16 protein-coding genes, 1 tRNA gene and 2 pseudogenes are annotated in these 15,463 nt (G+C 58.2%); 11 read left to right on the top strand and 8 right to left on the bottom strand.

Translation table 11 applies throughout. From position 1 onward, the window contains the following. Nucleotides 1–21: 21 nt before the first annotated feature. Together GRI38_RS04240 and GRI38_RS04245 are read left to right on the top strand one after the other, a co-directional pair. Nucleotides 22–372 carry a hypothetical protein gene (locus tag GRI38_RS04240; protein WP_160681652.1) on the top strand — a complete coding sequence of 117 codons (351 nt, stop codon included), beginning with the start codon at nt 22–24 and terminating at the stop codon, nt 370–372. A gap of 204 nt (nt 373–576) precedes the next feature. Continuing rightward, a complete protein-coding gene (locus GRI38_RS04245; protein ID WP_160681653.1) occupies nt 577–1,359 on the top strand; it encodes an N-acyl amino acid synthase FeeM domain-containing protein in 783 nt (260 codons plus the stop codon). An 81-nt stretch (nt 1,360–1,440) separates the two neighbouring features. Here GRI38_RS04245 and GRI38_RS13915 read toward each other — a convergent pair. The 3 genes and pseudogenes from GRI38_RS13915 to GRI38_RS04260 all read right to left on the bottom strand — a co-directional run. Then, nucleotides 1,441–1,977 (bottom strand): annotated as a pseudogene (locus GRI38_RS13915) (FxDxF family PEP-CTERM protein); the annotation flags it as partial. Between the two features lie 259 nt (nt 1,978–2,236). Next, the gene (locus GRI38_RS04255) at nt 2,237–2,641 is read right to left on the bottom strand and encodes a hypothetical protein (protein WP_160681654.1); all 405 of its coding nucleotides are present in this window, start codon (nt 2,639–2,641) and stop codon (nt 2,237–2,239) included. Between the two features lie 3 nt (nt 2,642–2,644). Beyond that, nucleotides 2,645–3,301 carry a hypothetical protein gene (locus tag GRI38_RS04260; protein WP_160681655.1) on the bottom strand — a complete coding sequence of 219 codons (657 nt, stop codon included), beginning with the start codon at nt 3,299–3,301 and terminating at the stop codon, nt 2,645–2,647. Between the two features lie 174 nt (nt 3,302–3,475). On the opposite strand from GRI38_RS04260, the gene GRI38_RS14330 reads away from it, so the two are divergent. Then, a complete protein-coding gene (locus tag GRI38_RS14330) occupies nt 3,476–3,673 on the top strand; it encodes a helix-turn-helix domain-containing protein (protein ID WP_160681656.1) in 198 nt (65 codons plus the stop codon). A 96-nt stretch (nt 3,674–3,769) separates the two neighbouring features. Here GRI38_RS14330 and GRI38_RS04270 read toward each other — a convergent pair whose 3' ends face one another. Both GRI38_RS04270 and GRI38_RS04275 read right to left on the bottom strand, forming a co-directional pair. Continuing rightward, nucleotides 3,770–4,066, bottom strand: coding sequence for a hypothetical protein (locus tag GRI38_RS04270; protein WP_160681657.1), 297 nt, complete (start codon nt 4,064–4,066; stop codon nt 3,770–3,772). Nucleotides 4,067–4,927: 861 nt separating this feature from the next. Then, complete coding sequence (locus GRI38_RS04275) at nt 4,928–5,740, bottom strand: DUF4136 domain-containing protein (protein WP_160681658.1); 813 nt, start codon at nt 5,738–5,740, stop codon at nt 4,928–4,930. Between the two features lie 36 nt (nt 5,741–5,776). Between GRI38_RS04275 and GRI38_RS14335 the strand changes: the two are divergent. The 8 genes and pseudogenes from GRI38_RS14335 to GRI38_RS04310 all read left to right on the top strand — a co-directional run. Then, a pseudogene (locus GRI38_RS14335) lies at nt 5,777–5,836 on the top strand (hypothetical protein); the annotation flags it as partial. 138 nt (nt 5,837–5,974) lie between these two features. Then, nucleotides 5,975–6,319 carry a hypothetical protein gene (locus GRI38_RS14045; protein ID WP_237487344.1) on the top strand — a complete coding sequence of 115 codons (345 nt, stop codon included), beginning with the start codon at nt 5,975–5,977 and terminating at the stop codon, nt 6,317–6,319. Continuing rightward, on the top strand, nt 6,316–7,314 hold the full coding sequence (locus GRI38_RS04285; RefSeq protein ID WP_160681660.1) for a hypothetical protein: 999 nt from the start codon (nt 6,316–6,318) through the stop codon (nt 7,312–7,314). The genes GRI38_RS14045 and GRI38_RS04285 overlap by 4 nt, the downstream gene beginning before the upstream one ends. Further along, on the top strand, nt 7,296–12,113 hold the full coding sequence (locus tag GRI38_RS04290; RefSeq protein ID WP_237487345.1) for a thermonuclease family protein: 4,818 nt from the start codon (nt 7,296–7,298) through the stop codon (nt 12,111–12,113). The genes GRI38_RS04285 and GRI38_RS04290 overlap by 19 nt, the downstream gene beginning before the upstream one ends. Further along, nucleotides 12,110–12,292 carry a hypothetical protein gene (locus GRI38_RS04295; protein WP_160681662.1) on the top strand — a complete coding sequence of 61 codons (183 nt, stop codon included), beginning with the start codon at nt 12,110–12,112 and terminating at the stop codon, nt 12,290–12,292. Before GRI38_RS04290 ends, GRI38_RS04295 begins: the two co-directional genes overlap by 4 nt. Next, nucleotides 12,285–12,719: a hypothetical protein gene (locus GRI38_RS04300; protein ID WP_237487346.1), complete on the top strand. Its 435-nt coding sequence runs from the start codon at nt 12,285–12,287 to the stop codon at nt 12,717–12,719. Before GRI38_RS04295 ends, GRI38_RS04300 begins: the two co-directional genes overlap by 8 nt. Next, nucleotides 12,716–12,937: a hypothetical protein gene (locus GRI38_RS04305; RefSeq protein WP_160681663.1), complete on the top strand. Its 222-nt coding sequence runs from the start codon at nt 12,716–12,718 to the stop codon at nt 12,935–12,937. The genes GRI38_RS04300 and GRI38_RS04305 overlap by 4 nt, the downstream gene beginning before the upstream one ends. After that, nucleotides 12,925–13,104 (top strand): hypothetical protein, encoded by a 180-nt coding sequence (locus GRI38_RS04310; protein ID WP_160681664.1) that lies wholly within the window; start codon nt 12,925–12,927, stop codon nt 13,102–13,104. The genes GRI38_RS04305 and GRI38_RS04310 overlap by 13 nt, the downstream gene beginning before the upstream one ends. Before the next feature lie 106 nt (nt 13,105–13,210). Here the strand turns inward: GRI38_RS04310 and GRI38_RS04315 are convergent, their stop codons facing one another. The 3 genes from GRI38_RS04315 to rodA form a co-directional block, all read right to left on the bottom strand. Continuing rightward, nucleotides 13,211–14,086 carry a DUF4062 domain-containing protein gene (locus GRI38_RS04315; RefSeq protein ID WP_160681665.1) on the bottom strand — a complete coding sequence of 292 codons (876 nt, stop codon included), beginning with the start codon at nt 14,084–14,086 and terminating at the stop codon, nt 13,211–13,213. A 108-nt stretch (nt 14,087–14,194) separates the two neighbouring features. Then, nucleotides 14,195–14,270: transfer RNA gene (locus GRI38_RS04320), tRNA-Lys, on the bottom strand. Between the two features lie 109 nt (nt 14,271–14,379). After that, nucleotides 14,380–15,450: a rod shape-determining protein RodA gene (rodA, locus tag GRI38_RS04325; protein ID WP_160682462.1), complete on the bottom strand. Its 1,071-nt coding sequence runs from the start codon at nt 15,448–15,450 to the stop codon at nt 14,380–14,382. Nucleotides 15,451–15,463 lie beyond the last annotated feature (13 nt).

Raw genomic sequence — 15,463 nt, forward strand, 5'->3', positions numbered from 1 at the left:
CTGCGTTACTGGCACGAACGAATGAGCAACCTCGATCCTGACCAGCCGCCGGACGGCATAGCGGCACGAGACTGGTCACAGATGGTCGAAGATGCCTGCTGGCTGTACGAGGCTCACGCACGCTATGCGGTCCGAAACGGCTGGAAAGCGTCCGGCCTGTTCGGCGTCCGCCTCGATTACCCACCCGGCGGTGGACTGGCTCAAGTCCTGCGGGGGAGTCGATCGCTAGCGTTCGACGGCCCGATCGCCCACGTTCGCCAGTTCGGGGTCAGGATGACACGCAATCCGGCGTGTGGGCATGGGCTGCCGATAATTTGGGAACTGACGGATGAAGGACGGCTAAAATTGTCATCATCAAACGAGTTTGACTAACGCGGACCTCGCTTGGGAATTTCCGAAGAAGTCGCACAACTCAACTAGTTTGCGCACCTACTCATCGCTTAAGCGAAGTTTTTTTGATTTGCATTGACTAGTGATCGCCGACGTAGACAACCCCGCGCTATAAGGTTTGTTCCTAAAAAAGGCTAATGCCCAAGAATCATCGATAGTGCGGAGGATTGGACGGGACGCACTATCATGTTTCAATGCCGGGATACGCATGGCGAACTTCTGCTTGCCACGCCACCGAGGGTAAACACCCAATCGAGCTTATCGCTTTACGAGGGCCTTGTGCGGGAAAATGCGAGTGAAAGCGAAAAGGACTTTTCCATCGATCTGATAGTCACCGGAGCGCAACGTGCCTCCGTGTGCAGTCTCATCAATGAAAAATACGGGTGGCGAGGCTATGGGTCCAACCATGATTTGGGTGCGAACGGGCATTGTTCCACATTCGTAGCGCTTCTGGAAGGTTCGCTGGTTGGCACCTTATCATTGACGATCGATAACGGAGATCAATTGGCCTCTGAAGCGAGTTTCCCCGATTTCATCGCTCAATTTCGCTCATCGCCGGGCGTCAAGTTATGCGAACTCACCAAGTTCGCTTTCTCATCGAAATCCACTCCGATGAACATTTTAGCGTCCCTGTTCCATACGATCTTTATATACGGAACCACACGTTACGAATGCACAGACCTTCTGATTGAGGTCAATCCGCGTCACATTCGCTTTTACGAGACGATGCTGGGTTTTAGTAAGGTCGGCACGATGCGGACTAATTGTTCGGTTGGTGCGCCTTCCCAACTTATGCGGCTGAACGTCTGCGATATCGGCAAGTACATTCAGGAACATGCGGGCTGCCGAGCGCCATCGGGCAGGTCGCTCTATCCGTATTTTCTGACGGCGGCACAGGAATGTTTGATACACGAACGGATGGCTGACCTTGGACCAAATTCGCGTTTTGATATTCTGAATGCCTCTTGATCGGCAATTGTTTCGATGAAAGTTGAAGAAAGGGCAGCGGAAAACCACTGCCCTTTTACATTCTTATTTCCGTCTCGACGCTTAGAACGCGTAATTCACGCGTACCGCCGAGTCCTTCCTCCGCCGCATCGAGAAACCGATCGCCGCGAAACCGAGGATCATCATTAACCAAGTAGCGGGTTCGGGAACCGCCGCCGCCAGGGGCGTGAATGTAAGATTGCCGCCATAGGAAGCATTGGTGTTCGCGGTGTAATCAACCGTAAGCGTGTTGACGTTACCCGAGAAGATCGGAATATCACTGAGGCCGCCACGGCCATTCATAATACTGACGACGAAATCCGAAACGCCGTTATTAAAGACAACCGAATTGAAATTGAGTCCATTGGTTTCTTCAACCGAGAAGCTGGTGGTGATCGAGCCGCTACCTAAACCGATAAGATCGCCAGTCACTGGGCCGATCTGGAAGATAAACTGGTCGATATCGGAGCCGCTCAGTCCACCATTTCCGATAACAGCAGATACTGGATCAGTGCCAGTCGTTCCGTCACCGAACACCCGGAACTCCGGATCGCCTGGAACAAAGGTAGCAGCATTGGCCGCCGGTACGATTACAAAGGCCGAGGCCATTGCAGCTAACATGCGAAGTTTTCTCATAACAAAGAACCTTTCGAAAAGTTACCGGATGCACGTGCCGATTCGATAGTGTTACCACATTCTTAACGACGATGGAGTCTGAAAAAAATCGGGGCGCAGCTAACCACTCTCTATTTGGGACAAATGAGCTTTACGGCTGCGTGCACGCGCACAAGAAAAGGCTTTATCGGTTTACAAAAAAGGGGCCGGCCCGAAGGCCAGCCCATCGTCCAACTTTAATGTTTCAGCTTAGGTGAACCGGCTGGCTCCACCGTTCGCAGTCCTCGTCGAACTCGAACGCCTTGTGGGGCGAATATCCGGCGAAGAAGGCAGCTGGTCCGCTCGATCCACGATCATCGCTGGCTAGGCAGTAATCCTCGTCGCTTTCCTCGATGCCATCAGCCAGCGGACAACCTGCACCCTGTAAGCGTCCAGGAACGCTGTGGGTGCAGAACTCGTCCTCTCCCATGGTTCCGTCCAATTCGTCGCCATTAGGCTCCAGATCGGGATCAGGGTCCATCCAGTCCAGCCGGTCGATCAAGTGTTCGCATAGGTCGGCCAGTTCGGATCGCGAAAGGTGGCGAATTGCGCTCTCGAGAAGCACAGGCGAAGGGAGGGCCGAAGCCCTCCCGATGTTGTGCGCGCCCATGGTTCACGCTGCCGCCGGAAGAAGGCGGGCGATGTCCGCGAAGGTCTGTGCGACATAACGGGCGGCCCAGCTTTCCATATCGCCATCCTGATCCCGTAACTGATCGAGTTTCCAATGCAGGGCTGCAAGGTCGGGCGCAGGCATAGCCATAAGGGCGGAGTGGGTTGCGCAAACGCGGTCGCAAAGTTCTTCTGCCATGTCGTCGGCCTCGTCCATTGCGAAGCTGCTGCGAACCCGGCGAACCTGCTCGTCGCGCCGGTCGGCTGCGGCGGCAACGTCCTGGCACAGCTTGCGGTGCGCGCGAAGATCAGGGCGATCATCGAAGTGCATCCTCCCCGAAGCAAGGTCGGCAACGGTGCGCCGCGCTCTACGGACGAACGACGCGTTGTCGGTCGTAATTGGACCCGGTGTGCCGGTATAGGGATCGCTGGGGAACGCTTCGTGCGGGACGCGCTCGCAAGCTGCCTTGCAACGATCGGACGTGATGCGCCATTCGGCGAGAAACGCCGCATCCTCGGACTTGGCGGCGAGATAGGCGCGCATAGCCTTTTCCCATGCCGTGCGGTCGGATACTGCGGAGGCAGTTGCAGGAAGTGCTACTGCGACGGCGCAGAGAGGTGCGACTTTCAAAAGGTCGCGTCGTTTTGTATTGGTGCTCATAGTCGTGCCCTTCTCACTAAGGGTGGCGATTAGGCTGGCTGGGAAGGTAGTAGCTCCCGGTCAGCCGCCTTGGCCTCATGCCTTGGCTGATAGAATATCTATCATACCGATCTCTATTGCGTCAATCCCCTTTCTGATATATTCTCTATCATCATGAAAGCACCTCACTGTAAGATGGCGCGGTCAGGCCTTGGCTGGTCGGCGAAGGATTTGGCGGCGAACGCGAAGGTTGGTTATGCGACCGTAGCTCGTTTCGAGTCAGGCGGATCGATCAATGCTGAAAGCTGCAAGAAATTGGCCGCGACGTTGAGACAAGCTGGCGCACAGTTTACGCATGCCAAGGGGCGTGTGGGTGTCTCGGTACCCGAATGATTGGCGGAGTTTTTGGACACCGTAAAAAGGGGGAGGGGGATCGCCAGTTATAGATGGCGACCCGTAATTACGGGAAAATACGCGAAGGCTGGACGATCAATTAATTCGTGTGAACCCCTCGGGCGGTGGGGGAACCATAACGGCAGTGCCACTTTGGCATTCAATGTCGTTGACTATATCGTCGATCGTCGCTTCTCGTGTTTCAGGATCGAGCCCTTCAGCAGCAACAGCAAATTTCTCTAACCCCAAGCTAACGTCGGTGCGATCGGAAGCGCAAATTATGTCGCGAACGGCGCTTAGACTTTGCCTGTAGGCTCGTTCTTCGTCGGCCTGACTGTTGCAGCCCGTCAAAAACAAGGTGGCTAAGGCCACCGCGGCAGCGATCAATCTCATGATCCATGTATGCGCCGAACTATGCCCTTCGTCCAGTTCGCTGCTTTGGCTCTAAAACCACTTCGACTTTTCGCGATCCGCAGCGATAGCATTTCGCCTTATTTTCCAGCCAATTGTATCAATTTGAGACTGGGCAAACTTACGACTGCTTGGCACGATAATTTGACACTATAAAGGCGACGCACTTGAGCCGTAAATCATTGCGGGTCGGCTTAAGTGTTTTGACTAAGAGCGGGCTGTTGTCCTTCCCTATGGCAGCAGCCCCTTTTTTTGCGGCGAGTTGACTTGTTCGCTCATGAAGCCTGCCGTACCGTCAAAGAGTCATTCGGGTCGCCAGGATGGTCAACATCCTGCCAGATGACAGAGCCGTCGTGTCGCCTCCTGTCACGGCGGCTTTTCTCTTTTTGGGGGGTGTGGGCCAGCTGAGCAAATGAACGGAGATGCCGGCCCCACGATGTTGCAATGCACCGTCGCAACGCATTCGCTGTAATCAGTGCTTTGCCAAAGATCGGTTAACGCTCTGAAATAACCACTTCGACCTGCCGTGATCCGCAACGATAGCACTTCGCTTTACTGGCCAGCGCCGCAAATGTCTCTTCGCCACATGCCATCCGGCAGGCCTGTCGCAGTTGCCGAAGGTCGGGTTGCGCCTCGTGTCCGCATTCACATCGTAGCGTGAGGGCTAGATCGTCACGCAAGCAATGAGAGATGCAGGTTGGCGCCTTCCAGGACATTGCGCCAGTTGGACGAATGGCGACCGTGTAGGAAAACGTTAATGTGCCGGATTATCCAAAGCGTTCCCAGTGGATATTTGCGAGTTAGAACCGGGTTCGCCCACCTAATCTGGTATGTAAGCTAAGCTTAGCCCTTGAAGCATTTTCGCCCGGTTATCTTCTTTGATCCTGTCCCGCGAAACTCTTCGAAGACTGCCTCAAAGACGCACTCAGAGATGGGAAGAAATGTACCTGAACTTCCCGAACTTCTGACATTTGATCTATAGACTATTTCGACCTTTTCCTGCGTCGACCTAGAAGGATCGACGATCTCGAGAACAAAAAAGCGATCGTAAACGGTCCGTGTTCCATTGCCCGAACCCACAAAACCAAAAGACGGCATCTGCGTAGACGTACCTGAAAAAGTGGCCGATCCGGCTGATGAGTTCACGGTACCGGAATGGTAAGTGGTTCCGCCCCCTGTTTGGCCGAATATGGGATATGAAAAACTTTCTGACCGAGGGTCACCGACACCATAATCGAAGAAAGCCCATAACTCCGCATGTGTAGGATCTTCGACAATCTGGAAACCTTGGGCCTCCATACGTGCTTTCACCGTTTGCCTATAGGTCGAAAATTCAATGTCACCTTCCTGATCATTTAGAGGAACAAGTGCTAATTTAATTCCTTGCGGTGCTGTTGGCAGTGCATCGAACTTAGCAACTTCAGAGAATACTGGTGTCCCCCCTATGCAACCGCTCAAGGTCAAACATATCGCTGCAAAAAAGCTTTTCTTCATCATACCCCCCATCGGATCGCCGAAGTTGCGCGCTTTAATAGCACAAGTTTCCTTAGGAGTTTCTAACACAGCGTCTGGTTCGTGACGAGAGCGCGGATAACCACGCGCGAGGAACCGTTTGTTATCGACAAAATCGATTAAATAGTGTAAGACAAATCGCATATATCGATTACGGGCGGGGACGCGATGCGAACGGAAATGCTCAACTTTCGGGTCACCCCCGAGCTCGTGGAAGCGCTGACACGAGCAGCGCAGGCCGAAAAGGTAAGTCGCTCCGAATTGATGCGCCGGGTCCTTACGGAGAGAATTGGCAGTCGTGGGGTCGAGGTTGCGCCCTTTGATCCCATCGAGACCCCCAAGCTGGCCGCGAGAGGCCATATAGCCGCCCAACGGTCGATGGCCTGCCATGCTTGGGAGACCGTCAACCAGAACGAGCATGATCCAGCCCTGCGCGTCATCGGCTTCGTCGAGGCGCTGACCTTCGCCCGGATGGCCGCGTTGCAGGGTGAGCAGCGGGACGCCGAAGTGTTCGTGTTCCTCCTGTCGCAGTTCGCCGCGTTCCAGAACGAGCAGGGTCGCTCCGACATCGGCACGCGCTTTGAAGCAGCGGCGCTCAACGCAGCGAACATCCTCGCCGACGAAGGTAACGAGGCGATGGCCGACATGATCGCCCGTTCAGGCGACACACTTGACCCTGCCATTTTCGCAGAAGCACGACGCCAGAGGGAGGCTGTCCGATGACACTCGATACCCGTATTCCATTAATGGCGGCCCAAGGGGCGCAGGTGAACCTGGCCGACATCGCGCAACAGGCCGAACGCTACAAGGCACTGCGCGCCCAGCGGGAGGCGTTCGAAGCCGAGACCGAACGCAAGACCAATGCGCGCAAGTCGCTGGCCGACCTGATACTGTCGCAGCATGAACAGGCACCGGGAACGCGGTTTGGCGAGGAACGCCCTGCGGTTCCGCCTGAAGGCCTACCGGACAATCGCGCGATCACGCCCTACCCTCTGACGAACCCGGCGGCGATGGGCATGAGCGATACGCCTGCAACCCGCATCGCCATGAGCGGCCAGCCGCAGCAGGAAGAAAAGCCCGATCCGTGGGCGGAATACGTGAAGTACGACCCGGAAGGCGCGATCGACTTTCGCGCAAGCACGGCGGAATGGCAGCAAAAGCAACTGGAAACGGCGAGCGACCTGAACGAGCAATCGATGCAGTTGCTCGGCGGCGTTCACGACCAGCCCAGCTACAACCGGGCGCGTGCGATGGCCTACCGGCTCTATAGCCAATACGGTATCGATCCTGCGCAGTTACAGCTGCCTGACCAGTATTCGCCCGAACTCGTTCGCGAGTTGCAGATGCAGGGAATGGAGACGCGCAAGCAGCTTCAAACCGTCCTCGACGAGCGCAAGCTGGATTGGGACATCGAGGATGACCAGATCGACAACGAGCGCATGGACCGAAACACGGACAGCCTCATCGACACGCGCGAGGAGCGGCTGGACGAATACCGCCGCGCGAACCGGGTGCGGGAAGCGACGACGCGGCGCGGTCAGGACTTGACCGACACGCGGGTGAGGCGCGGACAGGACATCAGCAGCCGAGACCGCCGCCGGGGGCAGGACATTCGGCCAACGCGTGGTAACCGGCAGGGACCGGCGCGACCAACCGCGACCGATGCGAACGGGAACAAGATCCAGTTCGACGGCAAGAAATGGGTTCCGGTCAAGTGAGCCTGCCGCCCCTTCCGCCGGGGTTCACCCTCGTCGAGTCTGCAGAGGAAATGCCGAAGAAGAAGGCGAAGCGCATTCCGCCGCCGCCCCCCGGCTTTACGCTGGTCGATCCGGAAGCGACGGATGGCGATACGGTGAAAGCGGGAGAAATACGCGTTCGCCTGCTGGGCGTCGATGCGCCGGAACTCAGACAGCAGGGCTGGGACCGCGATGGCCAGCCCATCCCGATCGGAGAACAGTCACGGGCCGCACTGGCTGACCGGCTCGGCAATGGTCCGGTCGTCATGGGCGATACGGCGCATATGTCCTACGGACGCCCGGTCGCTCCGCTGACGATGGATGATCGCGATGCAGGACTGGCGATGCTCGAAAGCGGCAATGCGGTGGTCGTGCCGCAATACCTTCAGGATCAGCCGCAACGCCTTGCCGACTATGCGGCTGCGGACAGGGGCGCTCGCCTCAACCGGCGCGGTCCGTTGCATTCAACGGTCAACCAGTCGCCGGAGGAGTTTCGCGCCGATCCGGACTATGTTCCGGAGCGCGAGACCATCGCGAAGTTCTGGGACACGCCGACGCCAAACAGCGGCTTGTCGGCGGAAGCCGAACAGGAATATCTGGCACTGCTGAAGACCGGAACGGCTGACGAGATCATTGCCTTCCTTGCCCGCAACGGTCACGCGACCCGCGAGGACGAGTTGCGCGACTGGGTGGCGAAGCGCGATGCCGATCCCTCCTCGGTCAACGCTTCCGTGCTCTACGAAAGCGGCGTGCGTATTCCGATCGATTCCGGCGACGGCGCAGGCGGGGCGGCGGTGCGCGGTTTCGCGGAAGGCTTTCTGGCTGGGGGTCTTGATGAGGCTGGCGCCATTGTCGATACGCTGGGCGGAACGGCTGGGCGCGAAAGCGTCTGGAACAGCGACCGGCGGCTGGCCGATATATGGCTCAACAACCAACAGCAGAACGCAGCGATCCTCGACTACGATCAGGGCAACCATCCCTATGCCGCGACCGGCGGCGAGATTGCCGGGGCGCTGACCTCGGGTGTGGTCATTCCCTACGGACAGGCAGCACGCACGGTCCCGCAGTTGGCGAAGGTCGGCGCGGTTTATGGTGGTGCGGAAGGCTTTCTCGGAACGGACGGTTCGACGGCTGACCGGCTGACGGGTGCGGCCATCGGGGTTCCGGCTGGGGCTATTGTCGGAGCGGTTGGTGGTAAGGCGATCGAATACGGCGCTCCGATCGTTGCGCGCGGTTATCGTGCTGTGACGGGCAGGAACGGCGACAGGGGCACGAAGGCGGCAGGAGAGGCTGTCGAGGGCTATGGCGAGGAACAGGCGCTCGATGCAGCGCTGGACATGCCGCAGGGGCGCGATATTCCCCCGCCCCCTCCCGGCTATCGGATCGACGCAATGCCGATGGAAATGGAGGCCGCGCCCTCGGTCTCGGCAATCCCGGAAGGCACGACACGCCGCCTGCTCGATCCGGCAACCGACGCCGAACGTCTGGCAGCTGCACAGAACGTCCAGCCAAACGATGTTCTGCCGTTGCCGGGTAATGCGGTCGATGGGGTCGAGGAAGCTGCTGCGATCGATGCAGGACGCTTCGCACAGGCGAAGCCGCTGGATGAACGCAAGGCCTTGGAACGCACCACCATCCGTTCCTATGACGGCAAGGAGGTTCCCAAGGTCGGCCCGCTCGACATGGTGGGCTGGCTAAGGACGCAGGGCGGTCTGCGGGACGAAGGCGGCGAACTGTCGTTCATGGATCTGAACAATGCGCCTCGTCGCGGTCTCGATCATGTTGGACAGGAGGCACGGTTCGGTCCGCTGGTGAACGACGAGGGCATGAGCCTCGACGATGCCGCCTTGCAGGCATGGGAAGCAGGTTACTTCCCGGAACTCTCGGACCGTCCGGACATCAACACGTTCCTCGACGCGCTGTCCGATACCTACAACGGTGGTGCCGGTCGTCGCTTCCGTCCCGAAGATGCGCCGGAAGTGGAAGCGTTCGATGCGCTGCGGACAGAACGCCTGCAACTGGAACAGGAGATTACCGAGCGAGGGCCAATCTACGAGGATCGCGGCATTGCCTCGGACGATGCACCGTTTCCGCCGGTCGAGGCTTACGAGGAATGGCCATCCGATGCGATCGAGCGGGTCGGCAATATCGATGTATCGAAGCTGGAGACCCCGCAGGACATACGTCGCGCGCTCAAGACCTCCTACAATGCCGTGGGCGGGTTCGATGCGGCGACACGCGGACGGGTGACACAGGCCGAGACCGAACGGCTGGCCTCGGAATTGAACATGACTCCCGAACAGCTGCTGTCGCGCCGAAAGGGCCAGGCGTTCAACGCGGAAGAGGCATTGGCCGCACGGCAGATACTGGCGAAGAGCGCGAACGAACTGGTGAACGCGGCGAAGCGGCTGAAAGCGAGGGGCGATGACCCCGGTGCGGAGGAACTCGCGCGGTTCCGGCATATCTGGACGCGCCATGTCGCCATTCAGGAATCGGTTGCGGGCATGACGGCGGAAGCCGGTCGAGCATTGCAACAGTTTCGCCAGGCAGCGGACAGTCGGCAGTTTCGTGGCGATGTTCTCAACGCTCTCGTTCGCGCGGGTGGTGGCGGCGATCGTTTGCAGGACACTGCGGACATCATCATCGATGCAGCGGAGCTCTCGCCGGGTAAGTTCAATGCGCTGGTGAAGAAGGCGGCGAACCCCAAGTTCAAGGACAAGGTTGCCGAACTCTACATCAATATGTTGCTGTCGAACCCTCCTACGCACATCGTCAACATGGTCAGCAATAGCCTCACGGCCATCGCGCAGGTTCCTGAATACGCCACTGCTTCTGTCATCGGTGCAGCACGCAAAGCCGTCCTCGGCAAGGCGGCGAAAGAGCAAATTCTGGGCAGCGAAGTGGGAGCGCGCGCTTTCGGACTTATCCAAGGCGCGAAGGAAGGGGCAAAGCTTTTCGCAAGAGGATTGCGGACCGGCGAAGCCGACGACTTCGTATCGAAGGTCGAGGGTGACGAGTACAAGGCCATTAGCGGGAAGAAAGGCGAAGTCATCCGTCTCCCTACGCGGTTTCTGACGGCAGAGGATCAGTTCTTCAAGGGCATCGCGCGGCGGATGGAACTGAACGCACAGGCCCTCCGCATTGCTCACCGAGAGGGATTGAAGGGGGAAGAACGCGAAGCCCGAATTGCGGAACTGCTGGCTGATCCAACGGACGAGATGTTCGAACGTGCGCTGGAATACGGACGCTACCTGACATTTCAGACCAAGCTTGGACCTTTCGGCCAAAAGATTTCCGGAATGACCACTGATAGTTTGTTCGCGAAGGTCATCATTCCGTTCGTGCGAACTCCGATCAACCTGCTGAAATTCGCCGTCGAGCGCTCTCCGGCCGCACCGGCCCTCGCAGAATGGCGGAAGGAATTCGTGGCGGGCGGTTCGCGGCGCGATCTGGCGATTGCGAAGGCCATGCTGGGAAGCGGCTTCGCAGCGGTGATCTATGAGGCTGCGCTGGATGGACGGGTGACAGGCAGCACGCCGCCAAACTCCGGGAAGGCGCGGCTGCTCTATGCCGATGGCTGGGAGCCTTATTCCATCAAGGTGGGCAACCGTTGGATCAGCTACTCTCGGATGGACCCGTTCTCGACAACGATCGGCATGGCAGCGGACCTCGCAACGCTTCCCGACAATTTAAGCGAACGGCAACGCGACGATAAGTTAATGATGGTCACTGCCTCGTTCATGAGCAATCTGGCGAGCAAGGTATGGCTGTCCGGGGTCTCTTCCTTCGTCGAGGGCTTGAGCGATCCGGGGCGTTATGCGGATAACTGGCTCAACCGGACTGTCGGTGCCTTCACCGTGCCAGCCGGGGTTGCAGGCGTTGCTAGGGCTATCGATCCTGTCTCACGCAAACGGGAAAGCATCGGGGAAGCCATCCGCTCGCGCATTCCGGGATTGAGCAGCGATCTCCTTCCCCGTCGCGATGTCTTTGGCAGGCAGATCGAGTTCGATAGCTTGGGGCCTGATATCCTGTCGCCATTCTGGCAGTCGGAAGCGAAGAACGATCCCGTCGTGGCCGAAATGCTGAGGATCGGAAAGAACGTGAGCGCCCCCGGTAAGCAATATACCGAGAACGGGGAGAGGAAAGACTACACGCCGGAAGAGTACGATCGCTACCACGAATTAGCTGGACGGCTGACGCACGAGGGATTGGCCGAACTGATTGCGTCGGACGAATATGCCGCGATGAACATTGCGCAGCAGAACAAGGCGGCGAAGAAAGCGATTCGTGAAGCCCGTGAGGCAGCACGCGAAGAACTGTTCGGCAATGGAGACGGGGCAGAAGCCGCCGGGGGGTCGGATGGGGCGATTCCTCCCCCGCCTCCGGGCTTCGCGATAGAAGGGGAAAGCGGGGGCCGCAATGTGTTCGCGGACCTGAAGGACGCTATCCCCGGCATTCGCTTCACCAGCGGCTATCGCGACCAGGCCTACCAGGACGACATGCGGCGCAGAGGATATAAACCCGCATGGAATAGCGAACACCTCGACGGTTCCTCGCTCGACATGCTGCCGCCTCCCGGCAAGTCGATGGAATGGCTGAAGGCACAGGTTCGCCGCTACGATCCCAAGGCGAAGCTGCTAATCCATGATGGACACCTGCACGCCAGTTTTCCGGGCTACTACGGCGCTCCAACATTCGAGGGCGCGCGGGACGCAGGGCTGAAGAACCCGCTCGAAGGCATGCCACCACCGCCTCCGGGTTTCACGCTGGAGGTGCAATGATGGCCGGACCTATTGGCGCTATTGACCCTATTGGCTCGCGTGCCGCTACCGGACCTTTTGTGCCTATTGTTCCTTTTGTGCCGGACAGTCTTGGCGACTTTTCGATCGATGAGGAGTTCGACGCCTTCGACTGGCTGCGCGAGTTTCCTCGGCCGATGAGCGATTACGACGATGGCTGACGATCCGAAAACAAACGGTCGGAAAACGGATGGCACGTTCGCTGAGGGCAATTCGCTGGGCGGTCGCAAGCCCGGTGCGCGCAACAAGGCGACGCTGGCCGTCGAGGCTTTGCTGGAAGGCGAGCACGAGCAGCTGACCCGCGCCGCAATCAGCAAGGCGCTGGAAGGCGACACGGCTGCGCTGCGTCTGTGTCTCGATCGCATTGCACCGCCACGCAAGGACAGCCCGGTGACGTTCGACCTTCCACCCATTTCGACTGCCGAAGATGCGCTGAAGGCTTCTGCTGCATTGCTGAAGGCCGTCGCGGCTGGGGAAGTGACGCCCGACGAGGCAGGACGGGTCATGGCATTGCTGACGGCGCACAAGGCGCTGGTGGAAGCCGGGGATCTGGAAATGCGGATTGCAGCATTGGAGAACAAGCAATGAGCAGGCATCTGCATCGACGTGTGACGGTCCTGGAAGCCGGTCTCGGTTCTCACCTATGGAACCTGACCGACGAGCAGCTTGAAGCGCGGATGGTCGAGGTATGCGAAGCGATCGAGCGCCATCCCGATCGTCTGCCGGGAATGCAGCCCGACAACTGGCGCGATCTTATTGCGGCACGGAACTGGAAAGCATTGGAGGGAACGTCATGCGCAATTTGAGGACAAGGGTGCAGGCGCTGGAAGGCACGATGCCGGTAGGGGTTCAGCGCTGGCACCGGATCATTGTGGGCGAGGGTCAGACGGAAGCGGAAGCGCGTGCTGCTTACGAGGCCAAGCATGGGGCGATCGGTGAAGATAGCTGCGTCGTATTCCGGGTGGTCGTGTGATATGTGGTGGAGTTGTGTCCGGTAATCTAGCCATCGCAGATACAGCCCTTTCCCTTCGTGCACGCCCTATCCAACGACGAATCACGAAGACGGTTGATGATCTAGACTATGCGGGCCGGTCTTGTTGATCGGCGCGGAGTTTTTCAGCGTAACGATAGCCGGCGTCCGTGATAAAGTAGACTTGGCCCTTTCCTGAGCGATCTTCGATAAAAAACTTGGACTCGAGTTGATCGACTGCGCTTTTCCATGCGGCTCTTCCTCGAGCGTCACAGCCTTCGGCAAAATTTATCCCGTTTGTCTGTATCAAGTCGCCATTGAGGAAGTGCCCAACCATCACAACGCCCTGATTGTCGTTGATCCCTGCCTTTAGCAACGTCTTCGCTTCTTCACTGATTTGATGCTCGTCTTCATCAGGAAGTCCGGGCAGGTCGCTGATCGAAAAACCTGCAACTGCACGTTGGAGGTTCTTCAGATAAGGATCGTCACGAAGGGTCAACTGCAGGTGACGAGCAAAAGCGACCCTAAATTCGTCTTGCGTGTCGTAGCTATGAATTAGCCCTTGTTCTGCGCACCAAGCTTTAAAGTCCTGCAACGCATCGTATTGACTTCGATCTAAGGAATCGGGAGCCACGGGCTGCTGCGAGAAGTACACCATGACCGGCTTACCAGCAGCCATGTGGCGTCGAATCTCTTCGACGGTCCCGCTGGCCGCTTCGCCAGTTGGTGTACCTAATCGCGTCCAGAATACGCCCACCAAGAGATCGCAATGCTCCAATACACGGTCGTTGATCAGTTTTTGGGGCCGGTCACCTAAAGCCGGTGCTGAATGAGTCTCCCAACCAACTGGTAAAAGCACGCACCGGCGGTCTGCGGCATGCACATCATTCCATGTATGGATCGTTTCGCGAATTGCTTGGCGCTCTCGTTGCACGTCGCCTGGCGAAGCAATCATCACGTTGATAACTTTCGCATCAAAACTCACGAGCGAATGACCCGAGTTTCGAGCGCGCTGATTACGTCTCGATTAAGTGGCAAGGTGAGTGACCGTGTTGAAATTCATCAAACACCCGCTAAGTGCTTGTTTTGAAAGTGGTGGACGCACTTGGGCTCGAACCAAGGACCCGCTGATTAAGAGTCAGCTGCTCTACCAACTGAGCTATGCGTCCGTTCCGGGGCTAGGTCGACCCTTCAGGAGCGCCGCATATAGCGTGAATTCGCGGCGATGGAAGAGGCAAGTGCAAATTTCGTCATCGCTGTCGTCTTTGCTGACGAAGATCAATCCAGTCCCCGCCGATGTGTGCGCCGGTTCCAGTGGTAGACCTGCATCAGGATGCCGATGCAGATCATGTTGGTCAGCATGGACGATCCGCCATGGCTCATGAAAGGCAGGGGAATGCCAACCACCGGCGCCAGGCCCATCACCATCATCAGATTAATGGCCACGTAGAAGAAGATCGTCGCCACCATTCCCGCAGCGAGCAACCGGGCAAACCGGTCCTCGGAATTGCTCGCGACTTTCCAGCCCCAGCGCAGGATCAGGGCAAAGATCCCGATGACGAGCAGGCCGCCGATAAAGCCCCATTCCTCCGCCATGGTGGCGAAAACGAAGTCGGTCTGCGGTTCGGGCAGATAATTGAGGTGGCTCTGCGAACCCTGGTTGAACCCCTTGCCGGTAAGCCCGCCCGAGCCGATCGCGATCTTCGACTGGGTGATGTGATAGCCTGAGCCTAGCGGATCGCTTTCCGGATCGAGGAAGGTGGTCACGCGGCGTTGCTGATAAGGCTGAAGGGCGAAGGTATAGAGCACGGGGATGGCGGCTAGTCCGGCGATCCCGGACGTTACGAACCAGCGCATCGGCAAGCCGGCAAGGAACATCACCACGACGCCGCCGAAGGCGAGGGCGAGCGACGTCCCGAGGTCTGGCTGCAACAGTACGAGCGCCATGGGCAGAGCAATGATCGCGCCAGCCGGAACCAGTGCCCGCCAAGTACCGACCATGCCGACTGGCAAGGTGTCGTAGAAGCGCGCAAGGGTCAGCACGATCGCAGGCTTCATCAATTCGGACGGCTGAAGGGTCATGAAACCAAGATTGAGCCAGCGCTGGCTTCCGCCTCCGACGAAGCCGATAGCCTCGACGGCCACGAGCAGCAGCAGGATGATCAGATAGATCGGATAGGCGAGAAGCTTCATCGCATCGCGCGTGAAGAAAGTGATGATTACCGCCATCACCAGGAAGATGCCGAACCGTATCAGATGCGATTGCGCAAACGGCTGCATGTTGCCGCCTGCCGCGGAAAAGAGCACTGCCGCGCCGAAGCTTGCCAGCACAAAGAGCGGTATGAGCATCTGCCAGGGTTGG

The sequence above is a fragment of the Parapontixanthobacter aurantiacus genome, from assembly GCF_009827635.1.
Classification (GTDB): Bacteria; Pseudomonadota; Alphaproteobacteria; order Sphingomonadales; family Sphingomonadaceae; genus Parapontixanthobacter; species Parapontixanthobacter aurantiacus.